The organism is Desulfosporomusa polytropa (genome assembly GCF_055380075.1).
This window is the reverse complement of the sequence record NZ_AP042400.1, coordinates 5471210-5495262: the sequence shown is the minus strand read 5'-3', so window position 1 is coordinate 5495262 and position 24053 is coordinate 5471210. Positions and strand designations below refer to the sequence as shown.

23 protein-coding genes are annotated in these 24053 nt (G+C 44.0%); 3 read left to right on the top strand and 20 right to left on the bottom strand.

All coding sequences use genetic code 11. The features are described 5' to 3' along the window. Window positions 1–334 precede the first annotated feature (334 nt). Together ACZ449_RS27615 and ACZ449_RS27610 are read left to right on the top strand one after the other, a co-directional pair. Complete coding sequence (locus ACZ449_RS27615) at window positions 335–1519, top strand: MalY/PatB family protein (protein WP_464259208.1); 1185 nt, start codon at window positions 335–337, stop codon at window positions 1517–1519. Window positions 1520–1693: 174 nt separating this feature from the next. Next, entirely contained in the window at window positions 1694–2494 is an 801-nt protein-coding gene (locus ACZ449_RS27610; RefSeq protein WP_464259207.1) for an alpha/beta hydrolase, read from the top strand. 67 nt (window positions 2495–2561) lie between these two features. Here ACZ449_RS27610 and ACZ449_RS27605 read toward each other — a convergent pair whose 3' ends face one another. The 4 genes from ACZ449_RS27605 to ACZ449_RS27590 form a co-directional block, all read right to left on the bottom strand. Continuing rightward, the gene (locus ACZ449_RS27605; RefSeq protein WP_464259206.1) at window positions 2562–3230 is read right to left on the bottom strand and encodes an ABC transporter ATP-binding protein; all 669 of its coding nucleotides are present in this window, start codon (window positions 3228–3230) and stop codon (window positions 2562–2564) included. 15 nt (window positions 3231–3245) lie between these two features. Beyond that, on the bottom strand, window positions 3246–4445 hold the full coding sequence (locus ACZ449_RS27600) for an ABC transporter permease (RefSeq protein ID WP_464259205.1): 1200 nt from the start codon (window positions 4443–4445) through the stop codon (window positions 3246–3248). Window positions 4446–4586: 141 nt separating this feature from the next. Next, on the bottom strand, window positions 4587–4982 hold the full coding sequence (locus tag ACZ449_RS27595) for a DUF4418 family protein (protein ID WP_464259204.1): 396 nt from the start codon (window positions 4980–4982) through the stop codon (window positions 4587–4589). A gap of 31 nt (window positions 4983–5013) precedes the next feature. Continuing rightward, window positions 5014–5214 carry a hypothetical protein gene (locus tag ACZ449_RS27590; RefSeq protein WP_464259203.1) on the bottom strand — a complete coding sequence of 67 codons (201 nt, stop codon included), beginning with the start codon at window positions 5212–5214 and terminating at the stop codon, window positions 5014–5016. Between the two features lie 398 nt (window positions 5215–5612). On the opposite strand from ACZ449_RS27590, the gene ACZ449_RS27585 reads away from it, so the two are divergent. After that, window positions 5613–6917 (top strand): aspartate aminotransferase type Ic, encoded by a 1305-nt coding sequence (locus tag ACZ449_RS27585; RefSeq protein ID WP_464259202.1) that lies wholly within the window; start codon window positions 5613–5615, stop codon window positions 6915–6917. A 154-nt stretch (window positions 6918–7071) separates the two neighbouring features. Here ACZ449_RS27585 and ACZ449_RS27580 read toward each other — a convergent pair whose 3' ends face one another. The 16 genes from ACZ449_RS27580 to ACZ449_RS27505 form a co-directional block, all read right to left on the bottom strand. Then, window positions 7072–8268, bottom strand: coding sequence for an NADH:flavin oxidoreductase (locus ACZ449_RS27580; RefSeq protein WP_464259201.1), 1197 nt, complete (start codon window positions 8266–8268; stop codon window positions 7072–7074). Between the two features lie 359 nt (window positions 8269–8627). After that, complete coding sequence (locus ACZ449_RS27575) at window positions 8628–9170, bottom strand: pyruvate kinase alpha/beta domain-containing protein (RefSeq protein WP_464259200.1); 543 nt, start codon at window positions 9168–9170, stop codon at window positions 8628–8630. Between the two features lie 176 nt (window positions 9171–9346). Further along, the gene (locus tag ACZ449_RS27570; RefSeq protein ID WP_464259199.1) at window positions 9347–9913 is read right to left on the bottom strand and encodes a nitroreductase family protein; all 567 of its coding nucleotides are present in this window, start codon (window positions 9911–9913) and stop codon (window positions 9347–9349) included. Between the two features lie 17 nt (window positions 9914–9930). Next, window positions 9931–10926, bottom strand: a complete 996-nt coding sequence (locus ACZ449_RS27565; RefSeq protein WP_464259198.1) for an NADH:flavin oxidoreductase — start codon at window positions 10924–10926, stop codon at window positions 9931–9933. Window positions 10927–11055: 129 nt separating this feature from the next. After that, window positions 11056–12249, bottom strand: a complete 1194-nt coding sequence (locus tag ACZ449_RS27560) for a MalY/PatB family protein (RefSeq protein ID WP_464259197.1) — start codon at window positions 12247–12249, stop codon at window positions 11056–11058. Between the two features lie 72 nt (window positions 12250–12321). Continuing rightward, complete coding sequence (locus tag ACZ449_RS27555; protein ID WP_464259196.1) at window positions 12322–13074, bottom strand: amino acid ABC transporter ATP-binding protein; 753 nt, start codon at window positions 13072–13074, stop codon at window positions 12322–12324. After that, on the bottom strand, window positions 13071–13787 hold the full coding sequence (locus ACZ449_RS27550; RefSeq protein WP_464259195.1) for an amino acid ABC transporter permease: 717 nt from the start codon (window positions 13785–13787) through the stop codon (window positions 13071–13073). Before ACZ449_RS27550 ends, ACZ449_RS27555 begins: the two co-directional genes overlap by 4 nt. A 4-nt stretch (window positions 13788–13791) precedes the next feature. Beyond that, window positions 13792–14529 carry an amino acid ABC transporter permease gene (locus tag ACZ449_RS27545; protein ID WP_464259194.1) on the bottom strand — a complete coding sequence of 246 codons (738 nt, stop codon included), beginning with the start codon at window positions 14527–14529 and terminating at the stop codon, window positions 13792–13794. Window positions 14530–14546: 17 nt separating this feature from the next. Continuing rightward, the gene (locus ACZ449_RS27540) at window positions 14547–15371 is read right to left on the bottom strand and encodes a transporter substrate-binding domain-containing protein (RefSeq protein WP_464259193.1); all 825 of its coding nucleotides are present in this window, start codon (window positions 15369–15371) and stop codon (window positions 14547–14549) included. Between the two features lie 291 nt (window positions 15372–15662). Beyond that, window positions 15663–16625, bottom strand: a complete 963-nt coding sequence (cysK, locus tag ACZ449_RS27535) for a cysteine synthase A (protein ID WP_464259192.1) — start codon at window positions 16623–16625, stop codon at window positions 15663–15665. A 33-nt stretch (window positions 16626–16658) separates the two neighbouring features. Further along, window positions 16659–18203, bottom strand: coding sequence for a nitrogenase component 1 (locus tag ACZ449_RS27530; protein ID WP_464259191.1), 1545 nt, complete (start codon window positions 18201–18203; stop codon window positions 16659–16661). 11 nt (window positions 18204–18214) lie between these two features. Then, a complete protein-coding gene (locus tag ACZ449_RS27525) occupies window positions 18215–19555 on the bottom strand; it encodes a nitrogenase component 1 (RefSeq protein ID WP_464259190.1) in 1341 nt (446 codons plus the stop codon). A 40-nt stretch (window positions 19556–19595) separates the two neighbouring features. Continuing rightward, on the bottom strand, window positions 19596–20864 hold the full coding sequence (locus tag ACZ449_RS27520; RefSeq protein ID WP_464259189.1) for an MFS transporter: 1269 nt from the start codon (window positions 20862–20864) through the stop codon (window positions 19596–19598). A 173-nt stretch (window positions 20865–21037) separates the two neighbouring features. Beyond that, window positions 21038–22045, bottom strand: a complete 1008-nt coding sequence (locus tag ACZ449_RS27515; protein ID WP_464259188.1) for an ABC transporter substrate-binding protein — start codon at window positions 22043–22045, stop codon at window positions 21038–21040. Window positions 22046–22058: 13 nt separating this feature from the next. Further along, complete coding sequence (locus ACZ449_RS27510) at window positions 22059–22838, bottom strand: ABC transporter ATP-binding protein (RefSeq protein WP_464259187.1); 780 nt, start codon at window positions 22836–22838, stop codon at window positions 22059–22061. Further along, entirely contained in the window at window positions 22832–23779 is a 948-nt protein-coding gene (locus tag ACZ449_RS27505) for an ABC transporter permease (RefSeq protein ID WP_464259186.1), read from the bottom strand. The genes ACZ449_RS27510 and ACZ449_RS27505 overlap by 7 nt, the downstream gene beginning before the upstream one ends. Window positions 23780–24053 lie beyond the last annotated feature (274 nt).

The window sequence follows — 24053 nt, the reverse complement described above, 5'->3', positions numbered from 1 at the left end:
CAGCTCTCTAGAACTGTTATTCTGACCTTCGGTTTATCTACCAATCAGTCTTATTATATTTTTTAAAAATTGACTTGTAATCTATTATACTGATCACTCACAAAAAATACAAGATGCTTGCAAAATGTTTTTCAACAAAGATTTTTTATAGTTTCTTGACAACGTTCTTTATGAATGTTAACCTGTAACTATATATTATTAGCTTTTCTTTTAGCTGATCAGAGTACCTGAAGGCTAAAGTACCGTCTACGTCAGACGTACTTTAGCCTTTTTCTGCATCTTACATACCGACATTTTTTTGATTAATTTACTTTTTATGAATAAGGGTGATATTATGACTAACTCTAACCTTGACAAATTTGATGCCGTGATTGCGCGCCACAACAGCGGCAGTACCAAATGGGATGACGCCGCTGCCCTCTTTGGTTCTGAGGATGTTCTGCCATTCTGGGTAGCTGACATGGATTTCCCTTCTCCTCCAGCGGTAAACGAAGCGCTTACCGCCCGGCTTCAGCATGGCATTTTTGGTTACCCTTCTCCCCATTCCTATGCCTATGATGCCGTAACCGACTGGCTGGATAAACGTCATAACTGGAAAACCAGTCCTGACTGGATGGTAAGCACGCCTGGGGTGGTAACCGCTATAACTTTGGCAGTACAAACCTTTACTAAACCAGGAGATAAGGTGATTATCCAACCCCCGGTTTATCCGCCTTTCTTTTCCAGTGTAAAAAATCAGGATCGCATTGTGCTGGAAAATCCGTTAGTTTATGAAAACGGCAACTATCACATGGATTTTGATGATTTAGCGGAAAAAGCACGCGAAGCCAAAATGCTGATTTTATGCAGCCCACACAATCCTGTTGGCCGCGTTTGGTCACGTGCAGAGCTAACTAGACTGGTAACCATCTGCCTGGAAAATGACGTATTACTTCTGGCAGACGAAATTCATGGTGATCTTGTATATCCCGGACATCAGCATATACCGCTGGCTTCGTTAGAAGCCGGCAGCGAAGATAAAATAATCACGCTTACCGCTCCCAGCAAAACCTTTAACACTGCTGGCCTGTATACCTCGATTGCTATTATTCCAAATGCCAACTTACGTAATCAATTTTCTCAAACTGTCCAGCTATTGGGCATCAACAAAAGTAACGTATTTGGTATCACCGCGTTGGAAGCTGCTTACCGCCATGGTGCACCGTGGCTTGATGAACTCTTAGTCTACCTCGAGGGCAACGCCCAGTATCTGACAGAGTTTATTGCCACCAATATCCCAGCCATTACAGTTGACAAACCACAAGGCACCTATTTAGCCTGGCTTGATTGCCGCAATTTAAAACTTTCTCAACAGGAGCTTGTCCAGTTCTTTGCCAAAAAAGCAAAGGTCGGGCTAAATGACGGCATAACTTTCGGTCATCAGGGTACTGGTTTTATGCGCCTTAATTTTGGCTGCCCGCGCCCACTGTTAGCGGAAGGACTTAAGCGAATTGCCCTGGCAATCAATCTATTAGCTTAAAGGAAAGAAGATATAGAAGAAATGCTGCTGCAATGATGAAGACGAATAAGTTGTTCAAGAATAACTTCCTTGAATTACAATTTTATATTTTTAAGCTGATTAGATAAACTAAAGGCCAAAAAATAACGTATAGTTATTTTTTAGCCTTATCTTATTTTAAAGGAGAGATATGTCATGAAACAACATGAATGGATACTCAGCCAAGGTCGCAAGCTTTCCGCCATGATTCAGGCTCACAGCTTTACCGTAACGCAAACTCCAGTTGTCATCTGCTGCCATGGCTTTACCAGCGAAAAAGTCGGTTCCAATCAGTTAATGCTCCATGTAGCTAATGCCATTGAAGCAGCTGGTCTCATAGCAGTACGTTTTGACTTTACCGGTTCAGGTGAAAGCGAAGGAGAGTTTGCCGATGACACAACCGTAAAAAACTGGCAAGAAGATTTACACAATGTCATCCAATGGGTGAAAAGCCTCCCAGAATTTGAAGGTTTGCCTGTGTACCTGCTAGGCCATAGTCTTGGCGGCCTAATTGTGCTTAGCCATGACGATGACGATATTGCTGGACGGGTAGCATTAGCCCCGGTAACCCAACCTGTTGAAAATTTTCAAAATATCATTTTAGGACCTGAGTTATGGGAGCGATCGATTGCAGGCCAAACCATCGCCAACTTTTTAGGCAAAGGGTTTAGCCTTAGTCCCAACTTTGTTAATGATTTGTTAGAAAACCGTTATGAGCCATTAACACAAATCCAGTCACACCGTTCACCGCTATTCATTGTCCATGGCAAACAAGACATCGTTGTACCACCGTCAGGCTCAGAAACTTTATATGACCGCTATCAAGGCGAAAAAGAAATTGCCCGTATCCAGGCCGACCACGTCTTTACCGGCCAACATGATGAGCTTGCAGCGCTGGTGACTGAATGGCTGATACACCAAAAAAGTCAGTGGATTGCGGTATGCCACGCACATTAACTCTAACGGAAATTATAAGGAGAGCTTTCCTAAACCAATCTAGGAAAGCTCTCCTTTATAATACTATTCATTGACACGCAACCAGACGCAGCATCCCGTCTTCCAGGCGAAAAGTCTGGTCTGCTTGTGCTGCGAGTCCTACATCATGGGTAACAATAACCACACCGGTTCCACTCTGGCGTGCTTGCAGTAGGCATCCGGCAACTTCTTCCGCTAAAGCCGGGTCCAAATCATTGGTTGGTTCATCAGCCAGCAAAATAGCAGGTTTAAGTAAAAGAGCCCGGGCAAGAGAAATCCGCCGCAATTGACCAAGACTAAGCTCCTGTGGCTTATGGTATAGACGATGAGACAAACCAAACTGCTCCAGTAAAGCTTTTGCCTGCGGCTCAACCTTTGCCCTATTTCTAACAAACCAGGCAGGTGCCATCACGTTTTCCAAGGCAGTCAGGGAATTGATTAGTCTGGCTCTTTGGAATACAAAACCCAGACACTGTCCTCGCAGCTTAGCCAGGCGCTCAGTATCCAGCTCGTCAATATCCTGGCCGTCTACCAGCACTTGACCAGAAGTTGGTTTCTGCAATAATCCCATAATAGACAACAGGGTGGTTTTGCCGCCGCCAGAATGTCCGATAATTGCTATTGCCTTTCCTTTAGGCAAAGTGAATGAAATATCTTCTAAAATAACATCCTCATCATATGTTTTATTAATATTTTTCAATTCCAGCAGGTTACTCATAGTTTTCCTTCTCCTTCAGTCAAATTCGCCTCTGGTCATGACAATACTTGGATCAATACGGCTTCCCCGGTAAGCCGGTAACCAAGCAGCCAAAGCACCTAACCCGGTGAATAGTGCCGTAATACCGAGGGCCATAACAGCAATAAAACTCCATGACGGCTGAACAAAAGGAAATGATTGATAAGATTCCAGTAGTTGCAGGCTCCCTTTATACAAAACGCCGCCAAGCAGCAGACCGACAATTGATCCTGTCAAGGATACTGCCGCTGCTTCGCCAACAATAACTGCACTAATGTCCCGCCCGGTAGCACCAAAAGCCAGATAAAGTCCCCATTCGGCCTGCCGTTCCCACGTCAACGTATAAAACCGGGAAAAAAGATGCAACAAGGATGTCAATATTGTCAATAAGCCAACACCACCGATTAGGAATACAAACATGGTAAACTGGTCAGCAATACGTTTTTTAACCTCTGCCGCTACAATTGGCTTCATAAATCCAACATTTTGAATAGCAGTTACCACATTATTAATATCTGCCCCCTCGTCAACCTGCACCAAAATGGTTGAAATGAGTTCAGACGGGGATCCCTGTTTGGCCCAAACTTGTTTGAGCGAAGTATCCTTGGCCACTACCCGTCTAGCCTCATTCATACTGACTAACAAAGAATAATCCAGTGTTGTCCCTGTTTCTTCGGCAACTGTAACAATGTTGTACCACTTGCCTAAAACCGATATTTTATTCTGGGTCCAAGTAGGTACTTTCGCCCCTAAGATAACCTCGTCATCAGTGAGCTCTGTTTTGTGTACTTTCTTTAGCCAGGGCGCGATAATCCAGTCGTTAGTCGAATCATAACCAATCATTCGGTTTTGAGTCCCAATATCATGGCAGTCTGCGGTCAAGGAGTGCGTATAGAACTGTGGTGTAACCGTACGAACTCCCGGAACATTCCGTACACCCTCTACATACGTTTTCGGCATATATGAATTGGCCGTTGCCCCGCCAAATAAGAGCAAACTGGGCTCCAGCGTCACCCCGTAGGGTACAATAACAATATCTGCTCCCATACGCTGTTTAGAAAGCTCCATACCTGACGAAACTCCGTTATACATAGCCCCAACACTAAAGACTATCGCGACTCCAACAGCAATAGAAACAATAATAACAATGCTTTGCAGCCTGCGATGCAGCAGGCTCTTCCAGATAAGAAATGTCATAATACAGTCTCTCCTAACAATACGCAACCTTCATCTTAATCGCTGAGTCAAGACTCCCGCCTCTACAGGCGGCGTCAGTTCAGGTGGAGTAGACTCTCTACCTGAACCCCCGATGTTTCAGTTCTGCTGAAACGAGTTCACTTACTCTGCTTTTCTTCCAGTCAACCACACAATTCCCGCTCCAGACAGAGCTAGCCAACTTCCGCCGATATTGCTAAAAAAAGCAGTCTTCACGCATCCTCCTGCTTGGCAAATGCCACTCGCCCATGGCTGTGGCAAGACAATCACAATAATTCCTAATAATAAGAGTATAAATCCAGTCAATAAACGGGCTTCCTTGGTGCGCAATACAAACAAAGCACTGGCAAGAATTACAGCAAGTAATGCAAAAATAAACTCTGCCTGATAGGTAAAATGGCAACTCATCGGACTGCCATTTTTCATAAGTCCATTGCAGATAGGAATAATTCTGGGCAAAATCAGCAGCACAACACTGACAAGAAGTGCGCTCCAGGATAATAACTTATATTTTGTCATAAAACCAACTCCATTCTGTTTAGTTGCGAACTTAGGCTTTACCACTTAATACCATAGTTAATGGAGACACGTTGCCGCTGTAGGCAGTGATAATAACTGATGACAGCGATGACTTGTGCATTTCGTGAGCTCCCTCCTGCCGAAACGGCACTCGATTGACTCCGGCATATACAGCGCCAATACCCAATACGAATACCAAAAATGCTGCCACTAAAAACCTTTGCAATGTCATGGTTTCCCCCCCTTACTCTTTTTGTAAAATAACCAAAGGCCAGGATTGCCTATAAAGCAATCCTGGCCTTTGGTTATTCCAATCAGCCTGACACTAATAATATATACACTGAGAACCAGTATATAAGATAAGACTTGGCTTGTGCCAAGTCCTTTAGGACGCCGGCAGAAGCCTTAGTCGTTCAATCCAGGAAAGTTATACTTTCCATCTGGATAATAAAAAGGCTATATCCCATATATCGGAATATAGCCTCTGATTCTTACCAGTCAGCAACCTATTTTTATATTTTATATTTTATATTTTATTAATTATATATCCAGAAAAAGCGATTGTCAAATGTATTCCCATCCTTTAGTAAATTTTGTATAATGATAGAGAAAACAAAGGAGCGATGCACAATGACTACATTGAAAGACATGAATGACCAAGTACTACAAGAACACTATTCTGCCTTGATCCACAAATATGAAAAGTTCCAGGCCAAAAAGCTTACCCTAAATATGTCCCGAGGCGTACCCTGTCCTGAACAATTAGACCTTTCTGCCGGACTTTTGGATTGTCTCAAGGAAAACGATTATAAAGCAGCCAATGGTACTGACTGCCGCAATTATGGCGGAGTAGATGGTATCCCGGAAGCCAAAGAGCTTTTTGCTCAGGCCCTGGATGTAAGCCCTAGCGAAATCATAATTGGCGGTAATTCCAGTTTGACACTGATGCATGATCTGATTGCCCGGGCTATGTTGCGCGGGTTACCGGACAGTACCACTTCTTGGGGGAAACTGCCGCAAGTAAAATTTCTCTGTCCCAGCCCCGGCTATGACCGGCATTTCGCTATCTGCGAATATTTAGGAATTGAGATGATTCCTGTTAACTATCTGCCAGACGGCCCGGATATGAATCAGGTAGAACAATTGGTAGCCGCCGATTCATCAATTAAAGGTATCTGGTGTGTGCCCAAATACAGCAATCCCTCCGGCATTACATATTCCAACACAGTTGTGGAACGTCTGGCTGCCCTGCCTGCCAAAGCACCCGATTTCCGGATTTTTTGGGATAACGCTTACGTGATCCACCATCTAACTGACACGCCAGATCACCTGCTCAATATACTTACTGCATGTAAAAAAGCCGGTCACCCTGACAGAGTCTTTATATTCAGTTCCACTTCCAAAGTCAGCTTCCCTGGCGCCGGTATTGGCGTATTAGCCAGTAGTGAAAATAATATCAACTGGTTAAAAAAACAAATTAACATCCAGACCATCGGACCTGATAAAATAAACCAACTGCGCCACATCCGCTTTTTTAAAGATTTGTCTGGAATTGAAGCTCATATGTGCCGCCATGCAGCCATTATCAAGCCTAAATTTGATTTGGTACTGAAAACTTTGGAAGCCGAGCTGGGAAATAAAGAACTGGCTACCTGGAGTAGACCGCAGGGTGGTTACTTCATAAGTCTTGACACTCTGCCCGGGTGTGCCCAAAAGGTAGTAGCTAAAACCGCTGCCGCAGGGGTCATCCTTACCCCTGCTGGCGCCACTTATCCATACGGCAAAGACCCTGAAGATAAAAACATCCGGCTTGCCCCAACATTCCCGCCATTAGCAGATTTAAAACAAGCTATGGAGTTATTGGCACTTTGCATTCAGGTGGTTAGCACCGAAAAAGAATTAGAAAAAAGAGGACTTAATTTAAGCGCCAACTGAATGTGTTAAAATTTTGGTGCTTAGTATGGTTACGTATCGCGGAACCCTGGAAAAGAAATTTCCAGGGTTTCATTTTTTTAGTTTGATTTTTGCCCCACCTCTTTTAAGTTCCGCTTTTCCATACTGATCCCCTTACTGGCAAGTCCTGCTTTACTTATTTAAATGAATTTCGCCAGGCTTTTTCCAGCCTTTCTCCAAAAACTTCTCTTTGCATTCCTAATCTTCGCAGTGCACAACCGTACTCTTCTTTAAAGACCACACAGGCATTACACGAGACACAAGCTGTTGTCTCTTTGCCCACTCCGTCACGCCACCGGTTGGGCAAGCCGGGCTCAGCGATAAGCGGACGACTTAACGCAAAAAAGTCAACCTTTCCTGAGTGCAACAACCTTTCCATTAACTCGATATTCCTGTTACCACCGACCAGAATGAGTGGCAAATCAGTCTTTATTTGTGCAATATAATCATAATAGTAAGATTGCTTATCCGCGGCATCAATTCTAGTTCGGGATTCCGGCAACGGCACAGGTCTAAAGCCCAATTCGTGTTCAGTCCGGGTAAGACAGTCCCACATACCGCCACTCACTTCGATAGCGTCAACGCCAGCCAAAGCAAGCTCCTTTACCAGTCCCGAAAAATTGTCTTTCGTAATTCCTCCCTCGACATGATCATCACAATTTACTTTAATGAGTATGGGAAAACTCCCTACCTCTTTTCTTGCAAGGGATACAATATCTTTGATGATCCGGCTGCAATTTTGTATAGAACCGCCATAGGCATCGGTACGTTTATTGGTATAGGAGGAAAGAAAAGAGCTCAACAAATAACCATGCGCTGCGTGTAACTGCGCTCCGTCAAATCCCGCGCGTTTCACCCGGATAATTGCTTCGACAAAATTATGAATAATTTTCTCAATCTCATGGTTAGTCAGTTCCCGCGCAGTCTTCACCAGTAAAGTCGAAGGGACTGCCGAGGGTCCTACACACTCAGCAACCTGGTTGTCATGAGTCACCTGTCTGCCCGCATGACATAACTGCGCGATAATGGCACAACCAGCATCTGTTTGGTGTACAATAGCAGCAATTTTTGCTATATCATCAATATATTCATCACTATAAATACAAATCTGATCTTTGACGCCTTTGCCGTTGGCTGCAACTGCCATAAGACTGCTGATAATCAGGCCTACGCCACCAGCTGCTAAATTTTTATAGACCGAAAGCACGGTGTCGGTGATTCTTCCCGTTTCTTCCATTTTATATTCACAGGTTGCCGACCGTACCAGCCTGTTTTTCAAAACCAGGTTGGCTATTCTGGCCTCAGAAAATATTTTGTAGTTACTTCTAGTCATTACATCACCCGTTTCTTTTAACTAAAGCCCCGATCCTTCATCCACCTTTACATTCTCTAAGAATAATTTTCAATATTACCCCCTCCCACTTGTACTGTTGAAAAAATTTCCTAGTTCTTCCCGAAATAGGCCAGGCATTAAAAGATTGAAGGCTAAGGTATATTATATAAATGAGTTTTGTAAGCAAGAATCCGCCGTTGTTTACGAGACTTATTTTCTTATTTAGTCCTTAACTGGATATCCTGATGCTAAAATGTTCTTATTGAATTTTACAAAGAAAACAACAGTTTTTAGTTACCTATAGTAATGCTCTAAAATAGTTCTCGTATTGAAAAAATATAAGTAAGTTCTTTTTCATCTTACGGTTTACAAATGATTTCAGCAATATAAGTTTCTAAAATATTAGTTGCATGAGCTGGCCGTATCACTACCGCGGTATCAGCTCCCTTACCCGTGCCTCCAACGGCAATGATATCTTCTCCATAGGGAATTAGCCCTGCGTCCAGAGCCATAACGGCAATCTCTACAGTAACCTTGACCCCCTGTCCAAAAATCCTAAGTGAATTTGCTATAATTTCCACAGGATAAATCCCGCCGAATTTGCGGCTAATGCCCCGCTCAGCCCCGGACAGCACATGAGTAGTTGTCAGTATGTTTACCTTTTTTTCAGTCAATATTTTGCGCTGCTCAAGAGTCAGTTCATTTACTCCCGGTTCCTTAAAGCCATTGGCATGAGTAACACATACCACGTTTTCAACTTTTCCTGCAAACAATTCGGCTGTTTTGCCGCTGTTGGATGCCACTACAATTGACTTAATGCCATACTCTTCAGCTTTGCGCAATGCTAATTCCACCGTTTTCTCAGTATGAACAGCGCCTGCAGATTTCCAATACAACCCCATCATCTCCATATTACAAATTTTTTCAATAATTTTAACTTGTGACAGCAGCGCACAAATATAAATAAGGCCGGAGCAGACTTACCACTACCCGGCCTTCAGTTTGCTTACAGATCAACCAACTACTGTTTCAGCGCACACAATATAGCATTCTCTGTTCCAATATTTCAAGAAACTCACTATTTCACATAATTAATCACGTTTTCATTTCTAGTGGGGGCGTTTACCGCTTCGATTTTCTTATAGCCTAACGCCACTGAGGAAAATGGCTTATACCCTGCCGGTACACCTAGCTGCTGTTTGTATTGCTCAACCTGTTCGCCACCAAACGCAAATAAGGTAAGGTCGACCCAGCAGGAGCCAAGACTGATGGATTCAGCGGCTAATACTATATTTTGTGTGGCAGCCGCGCAATCGGACTCGATCATCAGGCCGTCCTCCTTGCCGGAGACAAGCACAACTGTTGGTGCACCATAAAAGATATTAAACTTTTCATTTTTAGCCATTTGTTGAATATGTTCGTTGTCAATTTGGGCTGCGCCTGCTTTGGCACTAGTATTTAACTGATCCAGTACCTGTTTGTCCTGTATGACCGTAAAATGCCATAGCTGCTGATTCCCGGCGCTTGGGGCATAAATCCCGGCCTCCAAAACAGTCTGCAACTCTTCATCTGTTATTTGGTCAGATTTAAAACTGCGCACACTTCTGCGCCTTTTAATTGTTGCCAAAACCTCGTTTGTTGCCATCTCAGTACCTCCCATTATCATATTATTATACTATTAACAGCTTTTTGCGCCCATAAGGAATCCTTGAAAACGGCCCTGCCGACACCGATAAGATCTGCTTTGCCTGCTGCCAGCAATTGCTCTGCCGCCTGTGCTTCAGTAATACCGCCTGTAAGGATTACCGGGATCGAGACAACTTCCTTAACCGCCGCACTAAGTGGCGCAAAATATCCCTGTTCATTATTTCCCGGGACAATGTAGCCCGAGAAGCCACCGGAAATATCAATGACATTAACGCCGGCTTCGGCAAAAGCCCTGGCGGCAATTTGACTGTCGGCCGCGGTGGTTCCTCCGTCTACATAGTCAGAAGCCCCCAGCCTGAGGAGAATAGGGAAATCCTGCCCTACAGCCTCCCGAACGGCATCAATCACTTGCAGGTGAATCCTGATACGCCCCAACACATCGCCGCCATATTCATCAGTGCGCCGGTTAGTAAGCGGTGAAAAAAACTGATTGAGAAAATAGCCATGCGCTGAATGGATTTCTACCCCGTCAAAGCCTGCTTCCTTTACCCGCCCAGCTGCAGCACCAAAGTCTGCAACAATCTCACCAATCTCCTCCCGGGTAAGCTCGTGGGGTACCCCACCCTTACGGGGATTCTTCACTGCCGATGGCCCAACCGGAGTAACACCAGTTACCGCTTTGGCTGCCGCACTCCCGGCATGATTGATTTGCATTACAGCTTTGGCCCCATTACGGTGGATAACGGCTGCCAGTTCTTTTAAGCCTTCAACTACACTGTCGTCAGCGACAGACAGCTGATTCTCACTGGCTTTCCCTGCCTGCTGTACAAAACTGTGCTCAATGATGACCAGCGAGAGATAACCGCCTGCGGTTTTTTCATTATAATACTCAAGGATGGCAGGGCTGATCTTACCATCCGGTTCAGCCTTGGAAGTAGCCATTGGCGGCATAACCAGACGGTTGGTCAAGGTTAAAGTCCCGATCTGTAATGGTTCCAGTAAATAGGGCATCCAGAAACCTCCTTCGATGTGCTTACTTATGGGAAATAAATCCCTATTATCATCTTATCCTTTCGGATTTCAAGGCACAAGTACGCACTAATTTGTGCCTTAGTATCGGTTTGTATACCACCTGATTGGCTATTTAATTGCCTGAAGCGCTTTTTCTATCCTGGTTAATCCCTCCAGCAGCACACTGCGCTGAGTAGCAAAGTTCAGCCTGGCAAAGCCTTCCCCCTGGTTGCCAAAGTTTTTGCCTGGATTGAGTCCCACCCTTGCTTTATACACAAGAAACTCTTCCAGCTCTTTGGCATTGGTAAAATAGTCGCGAAAATCCAGCCATGCCAGAAAAGTCCCCTCAGGTTTGACTAGTTTGACACCAGGCAGCCGGTTCCGGACAAACTCGACTACAGTGTCAGCGTTGCCCTCAAGATACTGCAGCAGAGAATCCAGCCATGCCTCACCTTCTTTGTAGGCGGTTTCGGTAGCAACTGCCCCAAATAGATTATTGCGATTAATATGCAATTTGGTAAACCAGGAACTGATTAAAGCCCGCCGGCGTTTGCAAGGGATAACGATAAACGAGAAATTAAGCCCGGCAATATTAAACGTTTTGCTGGCTGCCATAAAGGTAACACTCTGTTTAGCGGCCTGCGTGCTGAGCGAGGCAAAAACGGTATGCTTAGGTTCCCCATAAACCAGATCATTGTGGATTTCATCTGACAAAATATCCACCTGATACTTTTGGCAGAGTTCATATATTTTTTCCAGTTCTGCCTTGCTCCATACCCGTCCAACCGGATTATGCGGGCTGCAGAACAGCAATAACTTGTTGTGGGGATCGGCCAGCTTCTGTTCCAGATCATCAAAATCAATCTCATAGTGGCCATTCTTAACAACCAGCGGGTTTTCCACGATCTTCCGGTCATTATCCTTGATGGAAGCAAAAAACGGCGGATATACGGGGGGCTGAATAATAACGCCATCTCCAGCCTCTGACAGGGCTAAAACTGACAGGATAATTGACGGAACAACACCTGGAGCCAGTAGAATCCAGTCTTTTTCTATTTCCCAATTATGCCGGTGTTTAACCCAGTCAATAAATGACTGATAGAGTGGTGCCTCCTGTGTATTATAAGCATAGATAGGATGCTGCGCCCGCTCCAGCAACTTGGTTGTTACAGCAGCGGGTGCAGCAAAATCCATATCGGCGACCCACAGTGGCAGCACATCCCGACTGCCAAATACTTTTTCCACCGCATCCCATTTACTGCTGCCAGTTCCCTGGCGGGGAATGATTGTATCAAAATTAAATATCGTTTTATTATTTACCATACTTGAATTCCTCACTTGATCTATAGTTATATACTTTAATTATACATAATTTATGTCCAATAGGCTCAAAATCTATATCGTATAATCATCAACAGGTAAAATCCTTTTTAGAAACTGTTTGGTTCTTTCTTCGCGGGGATGAAAAAGAATTTCTGCTGGTGGTCCCTGCTCAACAATAACGCCGCCATCAATAAAGATTACCCGGTCGGCAATATCCCTGGCAAAAGATATTTCATGGGTAACGACAATCATTGTCAGTCCTTCCCGGGCCACTTTCTTCATAACCCCCAGAACTTCACCAACAAGCTCAGGGTCTAAGGCCGAAGTTGGTTCATCAAAAAGAATGGCTTCCGGATTCAGGGCAAGCGCCCTGGCGATCCCCACCCGTTGTTGCTGTCCGCCTGACAGTTGACTGGGGTAGGCATCCCATTTCTCTGACAGACCGACTTTTGCCAGGATTTGACGACTGGTTTTTCCTGCTTCCTCCTGGGGAATCTTTCGCGCAACCACCAGCCCTTCCATGATATTTTCCAGCGCTGTTTTGTTTTTAAACAGATTATACAGCTGAAAAACCATGGCTGTATTTCTTCTGATTTCCAGTATCTCTTTCTTGGAGACATGGTTGCATTTAACCCGGGTATTCCCGACGGTAATCTCGCCGTCATCAGGCTGCTCCAAAAAATTCAGGCACCGTAGCAACGTTGTCTTGCCTGAACCGCTAGGGCCAAGAATAACAACAACCTCCCCCTTTTCCACTTTCAAGTCGATGCCTTTCAATACTTCATGGTTACCAAACGATTTATGTAATCCTTTAATCTCTATCATACTACCCCACCCTTGCCGTAAACTCCGACTTTGTATTCCAGAAAGGCCACCAGACGCTCTACCAGGATACACAATAACCAGTAAATAATTGCGGCAGCTACATACGCCTCCAGAAACTTATAATTGCCACTGGCCTCATATAGCGTTGCATTAATAATCTCGACCACTGAAATCAACGATGCGATCGCTGAACCCTTAATGAGGCCGATGAAGTTATTGCCGATTAACGGGATCGCCACAGGCAAGGCTTGCGGAATAATGATCCGCCACAGCATCTGACTGGAGGTCATGCCCACAGAATAGGCGGCTTCGTACTGGCCGACAGGTACTGACTGGAGAGCGGTTCGCATGACCTCGGAAAGATACACGGTGGCATTAATCGACAGCCCGACTACAGCAATCAAGGTATAGGAAAGATCCTTTGATGACATTTGCAGGCCAAAGGTTTTTGCTAGCGAATCAAAGCTCAAACTCACTGCCAGATAAAGAATTGTCAGTTGAAGAACAAGCGGCACTCCCCTTAGGAATATTACAAATACAGTAAAGAATTTATCAAACGGACGTATTTTAAATAACCTGATAATAGCAATTCCTATACCCAGTAATAAGCCGATGATTAGCGGTACGATTGACAATAACAGAACCACAGGAATATATTTTATTGCTACACCGATTTCAAAAATTAAAAAAGATAAATCAAACTGAAACCCCATGCTCTCACCTGCCAACAACTGCAATTTTATTATTTGGTGCCACTTTTGCACCGGGAATCGAATTGTTGATGCCGATTTTTTTCTCCAGCCATTTAAAAAACCGCTCCAGGATAAAACTCAAAACAAAGAAAATGCAGGCAGCAGCGGTGTATGCTTCAAGCGAGCGATGCGTATTGCTGCTGATGGCCTGGATTATGCCGATAACATCAATTATACCCAGCGTATAAGCCAACGAGGTATCCTTAAGCAGTGACACCACTGTATTGCCCAGAGCTGGAATAGCAATCTGTATGGCCTGCGGGGCAATGATGCGGCTAAAAGCCTGCCAACGGGTCATCCCTACCGAGAGCGCGGCTTCCATTTGTCCTTTCTCCACCCCCGCAACAGCAGACCTGACAATCTCTGATAAGAAAGCGGCTGAATTCACAATATAGGTAATCATCACAAATATCAGGGTGTCCCAGCGGTTGATATTGGCGCCAAAAGCCCCTGCAGCCAAGGGTACTCCTATATAAATGATAAACAACAACACCAGTATTGGTATCCCTCTGATAAAAGAAACATACGCGGCAGCCAGTTGTGATAATACTGGTACTTTATACAACCGGGCGACCGCTATGCCAGTTCCCAATAGTAAGCCAAATAACAGGGCAACCACCACAATATAGAGCGTGATGTGCAGCCGGGACAATAATTGTGGAAAACTATCAATAAATAAACTAAAGAGAAATATATTTTCCATCCTGATTTATCCCTTCCTTACTTTTTAGGAATATAGTCTCCCCCAAGCCATTGTTGTGAAAGTTGCACAAGCGTGCCATCTTCTTTCATGGTTTTTAGAACAGCATCTATATCTTTCTTCAACTGCGCCCCAGTGGGATCATCCTTGCGATACAGATAATAAGAGTTAGAAAAACTGATCGGTTCGCCTACAGTTTTAATTGGGGCTTTATAAGTAGTACGATAATCATCGACATTTCTTTGGATATTTACAAAAGCATCCGTCTTACCTGACTCAAGATTTTGCAGAGTAATGGTCGTATCTGATGCTGCAAATACTAAATTCAGCTTATTGCCATGTTCCTTATTCCATTTATCAACAACATATGTTTTGTTTGTCGAGGCCTTGCCTACTTCAATTGTCCCGTTAATCGCCGCCAGATCGTCCAGCGATTTTATGTCATTTCTTTCTTCTTTGACCACCAGTTTCAGGTCGTATATAGTCACACCTTCATCACCAAACAGAAACTTGGTTTTCCTGTCAGGATTAACTTCAAACTGATGGGCGGCCAGATCTATTTTGCCTGTTTCCAGACTGACCAGGATGGCATTAAAGTCAAATGTTTTGAATTCGAATTCATACTGCGGCAGCTTTTCATTTACTTTTTTAAGAACCTCAATCTCAAAACCGGTTAGATTGCCCTTTTCGTCTAAAAAGCAGTATGGCTTATACGCATTTCCTGTACCGATGACGATTTTCTTTTTTGCGGCAGTCGTCGGTGCTGATGATTGGCATCCAACCAGTACCAACGACATCGAAACCATCAAAGCCAGGGCAAGCGCAATAATTTTTGTTTTTTTCACAGTAGAATCCCCCCGTTTTTTATTATATTAAGAAAGTTTTATACTTTCAGTTAGGGTAAGAAAAACAAAAAGATCCGAAGATGCTTACTACATCCCCGGCCTTCAGTTTTCTGATCGACCAAGTCAAGTTTTTCTGCAGTTTTATCGTATTTAAGCAGATTTAGAACTTTTTATATACACCGTGTTACATACTTTTGCAGGCGGGTGGTGTGTTTGCAATATGCCACCCGCCTGCGCCTGCAAACTTCTTTACTGCGGACTATATAGAACTAATAAATCGTTGTTATCTGATTAACGCCAGTATTTGCTGCCCTCATCTGTCAATTCTTTAAAGAGCACTGTTGACAAATACCGTTCACCTGTATCAGGAAGCAGTGCAACCACTGTTTTACCTGCATTTTCAGGCCGTTTGGCAATCTTAGCAGCGGCAAAGGCGGCGGCGCCGGAAGAAATGCCTATAAGCAATCCCTCTGTTCGTGCCAGTACCCTGGAAGTATCAATGGCCTCCTCGTTTTTCACCTTAAAGATTTCATCCACAATCTCATAGTTAAATACCTTGGGGACAAAGCCAGCGCCAATGCCTTGAATCTGATGTGGTCCAGCATTGCCGCCTGATAAAACAGGAGAATCATTAGGCTCAACTGCCACAATTTTAACAGCTGGATTTTTGGCCTTTAGCGCTTCCCCCACACCCGTAACCGTACCGCCGGTCCCCACCCCGGCGACAAATATGTCAACCTTGCCTTCGGTGTCGCGCCAAATTTCTTCAGCTGTTGTCTCCCGGTGAATGGCCGGGTTGGCAGGATTATTAAACTGCTGCAATATTACCGCATCCGGAATTCGTACTGAGAGTTCTTCGGCTTTGCGGATCGCGCCCTTCATTCCATCTGCGCCAGGTGTCAGCACCAATTCGGCACCAAGGGCTTTTAATAAGGTTCGCCGTTCCACACTCATCGTGTCCGGCATAGTAAGAATAATTCGATACCCTCTGGCCGCCGCCACGAAGGCCAGGCCGACACCAGTATTGCCGCTTGTGGGTTCAATAATCACTGAGCCTGGCTTAAGTACGCCTTGTTGCTCTGCATCCACCACCATGGAATTGGCGATTCTGTCTTTCACACTACCTAATGGATTAAAATATTCGAGCTTAAGCAGCAGCTGGGCATTTAGCTTCGCCAGCTTAGCAAACGTATTGGCCCTAAGCAGCGGCGTGTTGCCGATAAGTTCTGTCAGATTATCTACAATAACAGACATTCTTATTCCCCCTCGTATTGTCAGTTTCCTATACTAGCCTTGTTGCGCTTCTTTGATATTGTCAAACGGATTGCTTTCATACCATTCCGGTCGAAACGGCAATGCTACATTTGCTCCTATCTTTTTGGAAAAAGCGGTATTCTGAAGCCTTCTTGCCGCCCTTCTTGCCAGTTCAAACGCCCCCGAATATCCCATATAGTTAAAGGACTGTCCAAAAAGCGGTATTGTGGGCAGACCTAACTTAGTTACCCAGGCGTTAGCTCCCGTATGGCCAACATAAAGGTCAGGTTTGAGGCGCTTAAGTACAACCAGCTCTTCAGCCGGCTGGCCTGGCGCAACGTCAATGACAGCATTTGGATCATCAATATCATCAATCATCGGTACCGCAAAGCGATCAAAATTATGTGGCTTTAGCCCTAAAACCTTCATGCCCAGTGACTGATAAAATTCAGCGGTTGTAAATATCCGAGTTTCGCCGCCGCCCACAAATACACTTTTGCCTGTAAGCGCTTTTTTGAATGGTGCTAACGCTTCTTCAATCTGCGCATTTTCAATGGAAATTAATTTTTCCACTTCATCCTCAAGCTTAAATACTTTAGCAATCGCCCGCAGCCATTGATTGGTATTCTTTATTCCGATCGGCAGAGTATCAATAACATAGTCTGTACCAAAACGTTCTTTCAAGTGACCGATAAGATAATCGTCATGGGTTGCGCAAATGCTGACATTGAGCGCCGCTTCGCCAATACGCGAAATTTCATCAATACTGGCATACAGCGGCAATACCCTTACATTTAGACCAAGTGCCTTGAGCAGCCTTGACAACTCAACTTCATCGCCATAGCTTGTGGAGCCAACATTTAACAGATTGACAGTCTTACTATTAATATACCTTTCCGCTGCATCGGCAGTTGCCTCGCCAACATCATCCGGATTCGTCCTGCCAATCTTTTCGATGGGGTCAACCAATTTTTTTAAGACTCCATGATACGCTGAGTCGTAACCGGTGGCAACAAATTTACTTTTAAACCCTTCGCAGTGAACAGGTACGACTCTGGCAGAAAGCTGCCCGTCAAGCTCGTCAATTACCGAATCAATGTCATCGCCGATAATACCTGGAACACAACTGTTACCAACAATAATGGCGTCTGGACGATATTCGTTTTCTGCATATACTATTGCTTCCCGTAATTTGTCAATACCGCCGGAAATAACATCATTTTCATCCAGGTTGGTATGTAACCAAACATTGTCGGTAACTGGTTTATGCTTCAGCACCCTAAACGTTTTACTGTACCCCGCCACACACAGATTATTAGAAGCGCAGCCAAGTGGTCCATGAATAACAACTACCACATTCTGAAAGGTTCTGATAATGCCTAAAGCCAGGCTTAATTGGCAGCCACCGCCCTGGGCAAACTTGCGGCAATTATACTTGGTGCACCCTTTTCCCATACCATGTTTCAAGCTTGTGCAAGAACCGCCAAAGGCATATGTAGCCTCAATCCGCTCTTCTCTGGTAGGTGCAGCCTCAGCTGCTAAATAGTCATAAGTAAGACCTTCGGTTAAATTAGACATGATTATACCTCCTATCGATTGCTAACAAGCGCCGAGAAAAGATCTTCGGCCAATGATAACCCACCTCTATAGCCGGTGTACCCTTTATTCAAAACAGCCCGGTTTGTGACTGGGAAGGATACAGGCAGGAATGATGCCCCAATCTTCTGCGCCGTAGAGCCCTCCAGGCTGCTGCCGACAAGAAAAGCAGGACTAAGAGCATCATAATATTTGTCATTCGAGTTGTATTTCCAACTTTGACGGATATGCTTGATAAGCTGTCCGGCATGCTGTTCAAAGACTATTTTGGGTTTAGCTTCAGAGGTTAATTGGTCAAATTTGGATTCAAAATTTGCTTTGCTGCTATCATCCAAATCTTCATTGATGACAACAAGATGTGGTACCCAGCCCAAATCGTCAGCCAGATAGCTCGTGAGCGGGAATGCATAATTAATATCGGTGGAGACAATGGCATATCGCTGCAAATCTATATCGCCGTAAATATCCAAAAGTCTTTCAATATAGCTATAATAATAGCGTTTTTCTGCCGCGATAAGTGCTTCAACCGCAGCTGTCTCAATTCCTAACTGCTCCCCAATTTTGCGCAAAAAGGCATCAGTTCTTGTCTCACCAATGGGAAGATCAGCAGTAATATAAGGAATAGCATGTTTTTCTTCAAAAACTTTGGCAGTATCAATACCGTATTTATCGGAAAAAACAACAGTCAGCGCAGCATCCCCATAATTTCTTATTTTTTCAATGGTTTCTCCATCGCCAAAAAAGGTATTGGCCTTAATGCCTAACTTTTTTAACAACCTTTGAATTTCCGCGATATTACCCCGGTAAAAAACATCCTGACCTGGCATAATCCCCAAAATGTTAACAGTCTTTTCAGCCTTTACTGCCTGGGGTTCAATAAACTCGGCTGCCAGAGTGCTTAGCACCACGTCATAGCCTTTAAACCCATTACCCAGGAAACCCGGTGTATTAGCTGCCAATACCGGGAGCTTACCACCTTTAAATTTACGAGCTACACCGACAGCATCATCGCCGATAATCTCAACCTGACATCCAGTCACTACAAAGTACAGGTCACCGTCAATTATTTTGAGGGTGTGGGTAATTTGCTCCTCTAACCGCTCCTCGCCACCAAAAACGATGTCTTTTTCAACAATATTGGAAGTAGGTGTCATATGGCCGCTGCAATAGCCGGAGCCCTTGTAGCCACTGCCTGAGTTATATGTGCCAGACAACATAGTAGCGCAGCCGCCTGATGCATGAACGATGGGAATTGCTCTTGGCAGTGAAGCTATAGTAACAATTGCACCACCCAGAGCGCATGTAGATTTTGCGCGTTCGATAAAAGTACCCATGTAATTACCTCCTAAATATTTACTTCTATATTAATTAAAATTAATTGTAAATTTCGCCCATATGCTCTTTCATTTTGGGCAGGCAATTATAAAATGCGATTGCACCAACTACACAAGCTATACCAAAAACACATTCAGTCGCCGGTGCACCAATACTTTCTGCTAAAAACCCTGCCAACAGACTGCCGAGTGGTGTCAAACCCTGGTGCGCCATTGAGTACATACTCATAATTCGTCCGCGTTTGTCATCATCCACCACCGTTTGCAACAATGTATTTGTTGATATGCTATGCATAATCATCCCAATACCAGCAAAAAACATGATGCCTAACGCCAGCCATACTGAGGTATTTTGCGAAAAGATAGCCAGAGCCAAGCCAAATAACCCTGCGGCTATTGGCGTGATATTTTCCAACCCTGCAACCTGGGCACGTGCTGCCAGAAAAAAGGCTCCGCAAATGGCACCCAGTCCTACGGCCGAAAACAGAAAACCCAATATATAAGAGCCACCACCTAAAATTTGATCAGCAAAAACTGGCATAAGCACAATGTAAGGCATTCCTAAAAAACTGATAATCCACAGCAAAAAGAATAAATACCTGATAGGCGGGAAGTAATAGGCGTAGGTAAATCCCTCGCGCAACTCACGCACAATTGATTTTTGTCCTAGATCAATTGGTTTTTTGCCAATTCGCATAGCTAGTAAGGCCGCGATTACCGCGATAAAACTAACTGCATTTAGTAAAAAACAGATCCCCTCACCAACAATCGCGATTAAAATACCAGCAATAGAGGGACCTATAAGCCGCGACGCATTGATAATAATGGAGTTTAGTGCAATAGCATTGTTCATATCCTCGCGATTATCCACCATATCAAAAATAAAAGCGTGTCGAGCTGGCATATCAAATGCCTGAATACAGCCCAATAACGTACCCAGCGCCATCACATGCCAAACCTCGATCCGGTCAGTCAATACCAGTATCGCTAAAATGAATGCTTGCACCATTGACATCATTTGAGTGAAAATTATTATTTTATGTCTGCTAAACCGATCTACCATTAATCCGGCCAGCGGCCCCAGTATAAAGCCTGGAATTTTGCTGCAAAAATTAACTATTCCCAACATAAAAGGCGACCCGGTAAGCTGGTAGATCAACCAGTTTATTGCAATATCCTGCATCCATGTCCCCATCATCGAAATCGTCTGGCCGGTAAAAAATAGCCGGTAATTGCGGTGTCTTAAAGCACGTACTACTAACTTACTGTTAGTGGTTATCTTTAATTGCATATCCCCCTTAATACCCATAAGATTAAACTATCTCCTCTTGCTGTTACTTTCCATCAGGGATATCCATGACTGTCTGTTAGAGTAAAAAAATACTGAAAGCTAAAGCGTTGTCAACCATTGCTTTAGCCTTCAGTATTTTACTGATCAGCCATTTTTCATTGATTATTTTAACTTGCGGGTAATAAATTCAACTATTGAACCGTATCTTGTACATCGTTAAAAAAGACAAAACTATTTTTATGCAAAGCTTCAACATCCACACCATTATCCAACATACCAACTTGTTGTAATTGCTTTGCCGTTATGCCAAAGGCCTCGTATGCCCCTTTAACTGAGGGGATATAATTATAGGTCTTTAACACTGTTGCATTAAAGGCAGCGTCCCCAGCAACCCACTTTTTCTCAACCTGGATTTTTGCGGTTTCATCTTGGTTTTTCTGTATCCAGGCACTTGCTTTCTGCATAGCCCGAGTATATTTTGCAGCAACCTCAGGATAATCCTGGGCTATATTGTCACGAACATAGGCAGAGCAGCAATATTGATGACTATATGGCTCAGTCACGGCCGAATCCACTAACGTGTTTAGCGAAAATTCTCTTTGCGCTATAGCCGCAGTCGGGTCATTCATCGCCAGCGCATCCACGGCACCATTTTTTAATGCAATCGGCAAATCGCTGAGAGAAAATACAATAAATTCCACTTCCATGTTTTTTTCAGTTACACTAACACCGGCATCAGCAAGCGCACGTTTCGCAAAAATTATGGGACTGCTGGTCATACTGGGAACCCCAATACGTTTACCTCTTAGATCTGCAAGGGTCTTAATTCCAGCATCTTTAGGGACAAGTACCTTATCGCAGCCAGTATGCAAGCCTGTTGTAACCTTAATCGGTAATCCATTGGAAAGTGGCTGCATTAAGCTGGCAAGCAAACCAAAGCCTGCGTCAACCGTGCCTGCGGTAACGGCTTCAAAAGCTGTCCCCGGTGCCAGCTTAATCAAATCAACCTGTAAACCTTCTTCCGCAAAAAAGCCTTTCTCAACAGCCATATGCAGCGGAGCTTCACATAAACTGCCCATATAACCGATTTTCAAAACAAAATCCTCAGCTTTAGTGACTGGCTTCTGCCCGCAGGCTGATAGTAATAATGTGGCTATTACAGTCACTGCAACAATACTCATTTTCTTTTTCAGATTCATACTGTCTCACCCCTTATAAATAATAAGTTGGCTCTTTTTCATTACCCGCAAAGTTCAATATCTTCAAAATTTTGGACCGCATAGCAAGAAATTCAGGATTACTGCGCGCTCGTGGTCGGGAAAGCTTTACCTCAATACAACTTTCAATCTTTGCTGGTCTTGGCGTCATAACAATGACACGATCTGACAAGTAAATCGCTTCATCAACATCATGTGTCACCATAATCATGGTTGTTTGCCGCTCCTGCCAAATGCGAATTAATTCATCCTGCATGTTCATGCGTGTAAAAGCATCAAGCGCCCCAAGCGGCTCATCCAATAATAGTACCTTAGGATGGTTTACCAATGCCCGTGCCAGAGATGCCCGCTGCGCCATCCCGCCAGATAGTTGATGAGGATACGACTTGTGGAAAGTAGCTAATCCCACCAGTTCAATAAATTTATCAACCTCGGTCTTCTTTTGCTTATATATGCTGCGCGCTTTCAGCCCAAAAGCTACATTGTCATGGATATTCAGCCAGGGAAAAAGCATGGGATTTTGAAACACCAAGCCGCGCTCATAGGATGGCTCTCTGATTTCTTCATCATCAACATACAACTTGCCTTCATCAGCGCCGTTTAACCCGGCAATCAGCCGCAGCAGCGTAGATTTACCGCAGCCGGAAGGCCCAATAAGTGATACAAATTCACCCGCCTTAATGGTAAGATTGATCCCGCTAAGGGCAATAACATCTGGGGCATCCTGCTGGGGAAAGCGTTTGACGACTCCTGCTATTTTTATTTCCCCTACCATTTTATGACTCCCTTCTGCCATACTAGCACATGATCGCGTACCTTAAACAACAGCGTAATGAGAATAGAAAACGTAACTGCGATTAGGATAAGTCCTGCATATACATTTGCATAAGCCATCATCTCTTTCTGCCAGTTAATGTACCATCCGATACCATTTTTAACCCCTAGCATTTCTGCTGTCATCAAAGTGATAAATGAGGCACATGTTCCGTTGAAAAGACCAATAAACATGTGTGGCATAGAAGCAGGGACACCGACCTTAAATATTTGATAATACTTTTTCGCTCCCAGGGTGCTGGATACTTCGAAATAGGCATTCTGTACATTTAAAATACCACTGCTTGTCATAACTGTAGTGGGAAACCAAACAGCAAGCGCAATCAGAAAAGCACTGGCTGAAAATGAGGTTGGAAAGCTAATTAGCACTATCGGAATCCACGCGGTAGCAGGAATAGGGCCTAAGACGCGAATTAACGGGTTTATCCAATAACTTGCCGCATTACTGAATCCCACAGCAATACCTGTGGCAAACCCAGCAATGGCGCCAAAGAAATAGCCTGTAAACAGAAGCTTTCCGGAAGAAGCAAGGCAAATAGCAAGAAATGTTCTGTCTTCCACAATGACGCTTATTATTTTATCAAGTGATGGAAAGTATATGACTGGCAATAAGCCGATTTTTTTGGTTACAATGTTCAGTACATTTAAAAATAAAAACGTTGCCGCAAGAAATGAATCTCTTTCTTTCAGCCACCATTTCGCCTTAGCGTTAAAGTAGGACGTTATCGTAATGGTTGTAAAAATTATAAAAAGTCCTGCCAAAAAATATAAAAAATAGGGTTGTTTGGTCGTTGTATGTTTGCCCGCATTCCCCATCATAAGTTCCACCGCAATTGCCAAAATTACTGACAATACCGGCAGCCAAATGATTAGTTTCTTCATAATGATTAACCTTCTTTCCTTGTTATACATAACATGTCTTTTAAAAATACGATAAGACTTGGCTTGTGCCAAGTCCTTTAGGACGCCGGCGGAAGCCTTAGTCGTTCAATCCTGGGAAAGTTAACCTTTCCATCTTGATAATGCAAAAAGGCCGAGAAATTGTTTTTTCTCAAAAACAATTTCCCGGCCTCTAGTATACTAACCAGTCAGCCGCCAACCACTTATTGGTTGACATGAATTATTCCATACCATTCTATTACAGATTATGATTGTA

What these genes read in the sequence shown, in the direction of transcription:
- ACZ449_RS27550 (WP_464259195.1), bottom strand. Translation starts at nt 13,787, where the DNA reads ATGGGGTTTCAGTTTGATTTATCTTTTTTAATTTTTGAAATCGGTGTA.
- ACZ449_RS27515 (WP_464259188.1), bottom strand. Translation starts at nt 22,045, where the DNA reads ATGAATCTGAAAAAGAAAATGAGTATTGTTGCAGTGACTGTAATAGCC.
- ACZ449_RS27530 (WP_464259191.1), bottom strand. Translation starts at nt 18,203, where the DNA reads ATGTCTAATTTAACCGAAGGTCTTACTTATGACTATTTAGCAGCTGAG.
- ACZ449_RS27520 (WP_464259189.1), bottom strand. Translation starts at nt 20,864, where the DNA reads ATGGGTATTAAGGGGGATATGCAATTAAAGATAACCACTAACAGTAAG.
- ACZ449_RS27565 (WP_464259198.1), bottom strand. Translation starts at nt 10,926, where the DNA reads ATGCCCTATTTACTGGAACCATTACAGATCGGGACTTTAACCTTGACC.
- ACZ449_RS27580 (WP_464259201.1), bottom strand. Translation starts at nt 8,268, where the DNA reads ATGACTAGAAGTAACTACAAAATATTTTCTGAGGCCAGAATAGCCAAC.
- ACZ449_RS27570 (WP_464259199.1), bottom strand. Translation starts at nt 9,913, where the DNA reads ATGGCAACAAACGAGGTTTTGGCAACAATTAAAAGGCGCAGAAGTGTG.
- ACZ449_RS27600 (WP_464259205.1), bottom strand. Translation starts at nt 4,445, where the DNA reads ATGACATTTCTTATCTGGAAGAGCCTGCTGCATCGCAGGCTGCAAAGC.
- ACZ449_RS27575 (WP_464259200.1), bottom strand. Translation starts at nt 9,170, where the DNA reads ATGGGGTTGTATTGGAAATCTGCAGGCGCTGTTCATACTGAGAAAACG.
- cysK (WP_464259192.1), bottom strand. Translation starts at nt 16,625, where the DNA reads ATGTCTGTTATTGTAGATAATCTGACAGAACTTATCGGCAACACGCCG.
- ACZ449_RS27545 (WP_464259194.1), bottom strand. Translation starts at nt 14,529, where the DNA reads ATGGAAAATATATTTCTCTTTAGTTTATTTATTGATAGTTTTCCACAA.
- ACZ449_RS27555 (WP_464259196.1), bottom strand. Translation starts at nt 13,074, where the DNA reads ATGATAGAGATTAAAGGATTACATAAATCGTTTGGTAACCATGAAGTA.
- ACZ449_RS27615 (WP_464259208.1), top strand. Translation starts at nt 335, where the DNA reads ATGACTAACTCTAACCTTGACAAATTTGATGCCGTGATTGCGCGCCAC.
- ACZ449_RS27605 (WP_464259206.1), bottom strand. Translation starts at nt 3,230, where the DNA reads ATGAGTAACCTGCTGGAATTGAAAAATATTAATAAAACATATGATGAG.
- ACZ449_RS27590 (WP_464259203.1), bottom strand. Translation starts at nt 5,214, where the DNA reads ATGACATTGCAAAGGTTTTTAGTGGCAGCATTTTTGGTATTCGTATTG.
- ACZ449_RS27505 (WP_464259186.1), bottom strand. Translation starts at nt 23,779, where the DNA reads ATGAAGAAACTAATCATTTGGCTGCCGGTATTGTCAGTAATTTTGGCA.
- ACZ449_RS27595 (WP_464259204.1), bottom strand. Translation starts at nt 4,982, where the DNA reads ATGACAAAATATAAGTTATTATCCTGGAGCGCACTTCTTGTCAGTGTT.
- ACZ449_RS27610 (WP_464259207.1), top strand. Translation starts at nt 1,694, where the DNA reads ATGAAACAACATGAATGGATACTCAGCCAAGGTCGCAAGCTTTCCGCC.
- ACZ449_RS27510 (WP_464259187.1), bottom strand. Translation starts at nt 22,838, where the DNA reads ATGGTAGGGGAAATAAAAATAGCAGGAGTCGTCAAACGCTTTCCCCAG.
- ACZ449_RS27585 (WP_464259202.1), top strand. Translation starts at nt 5,613, where the DNA reads ATGACTACATTGAAAGACATGAATGACCAAGTACTACAAGAACACTAT.
- ACZ449_RS27525 (WP_464259190.1), bottom strand. Translation starts at nt 19,555, where the DNA reads ATGGGTACTTTTATCGAACGCGCAAAATCTACATGCGCTCTGGGTGGT.
- ACZ449_RS27560 (WP_464259197.1), bottom strand. Translation starts at nt 12,249, where the DNA reads ATGGTAAATAATAAAACGATATTTAATTTTGATACAATCATTCCCCGC.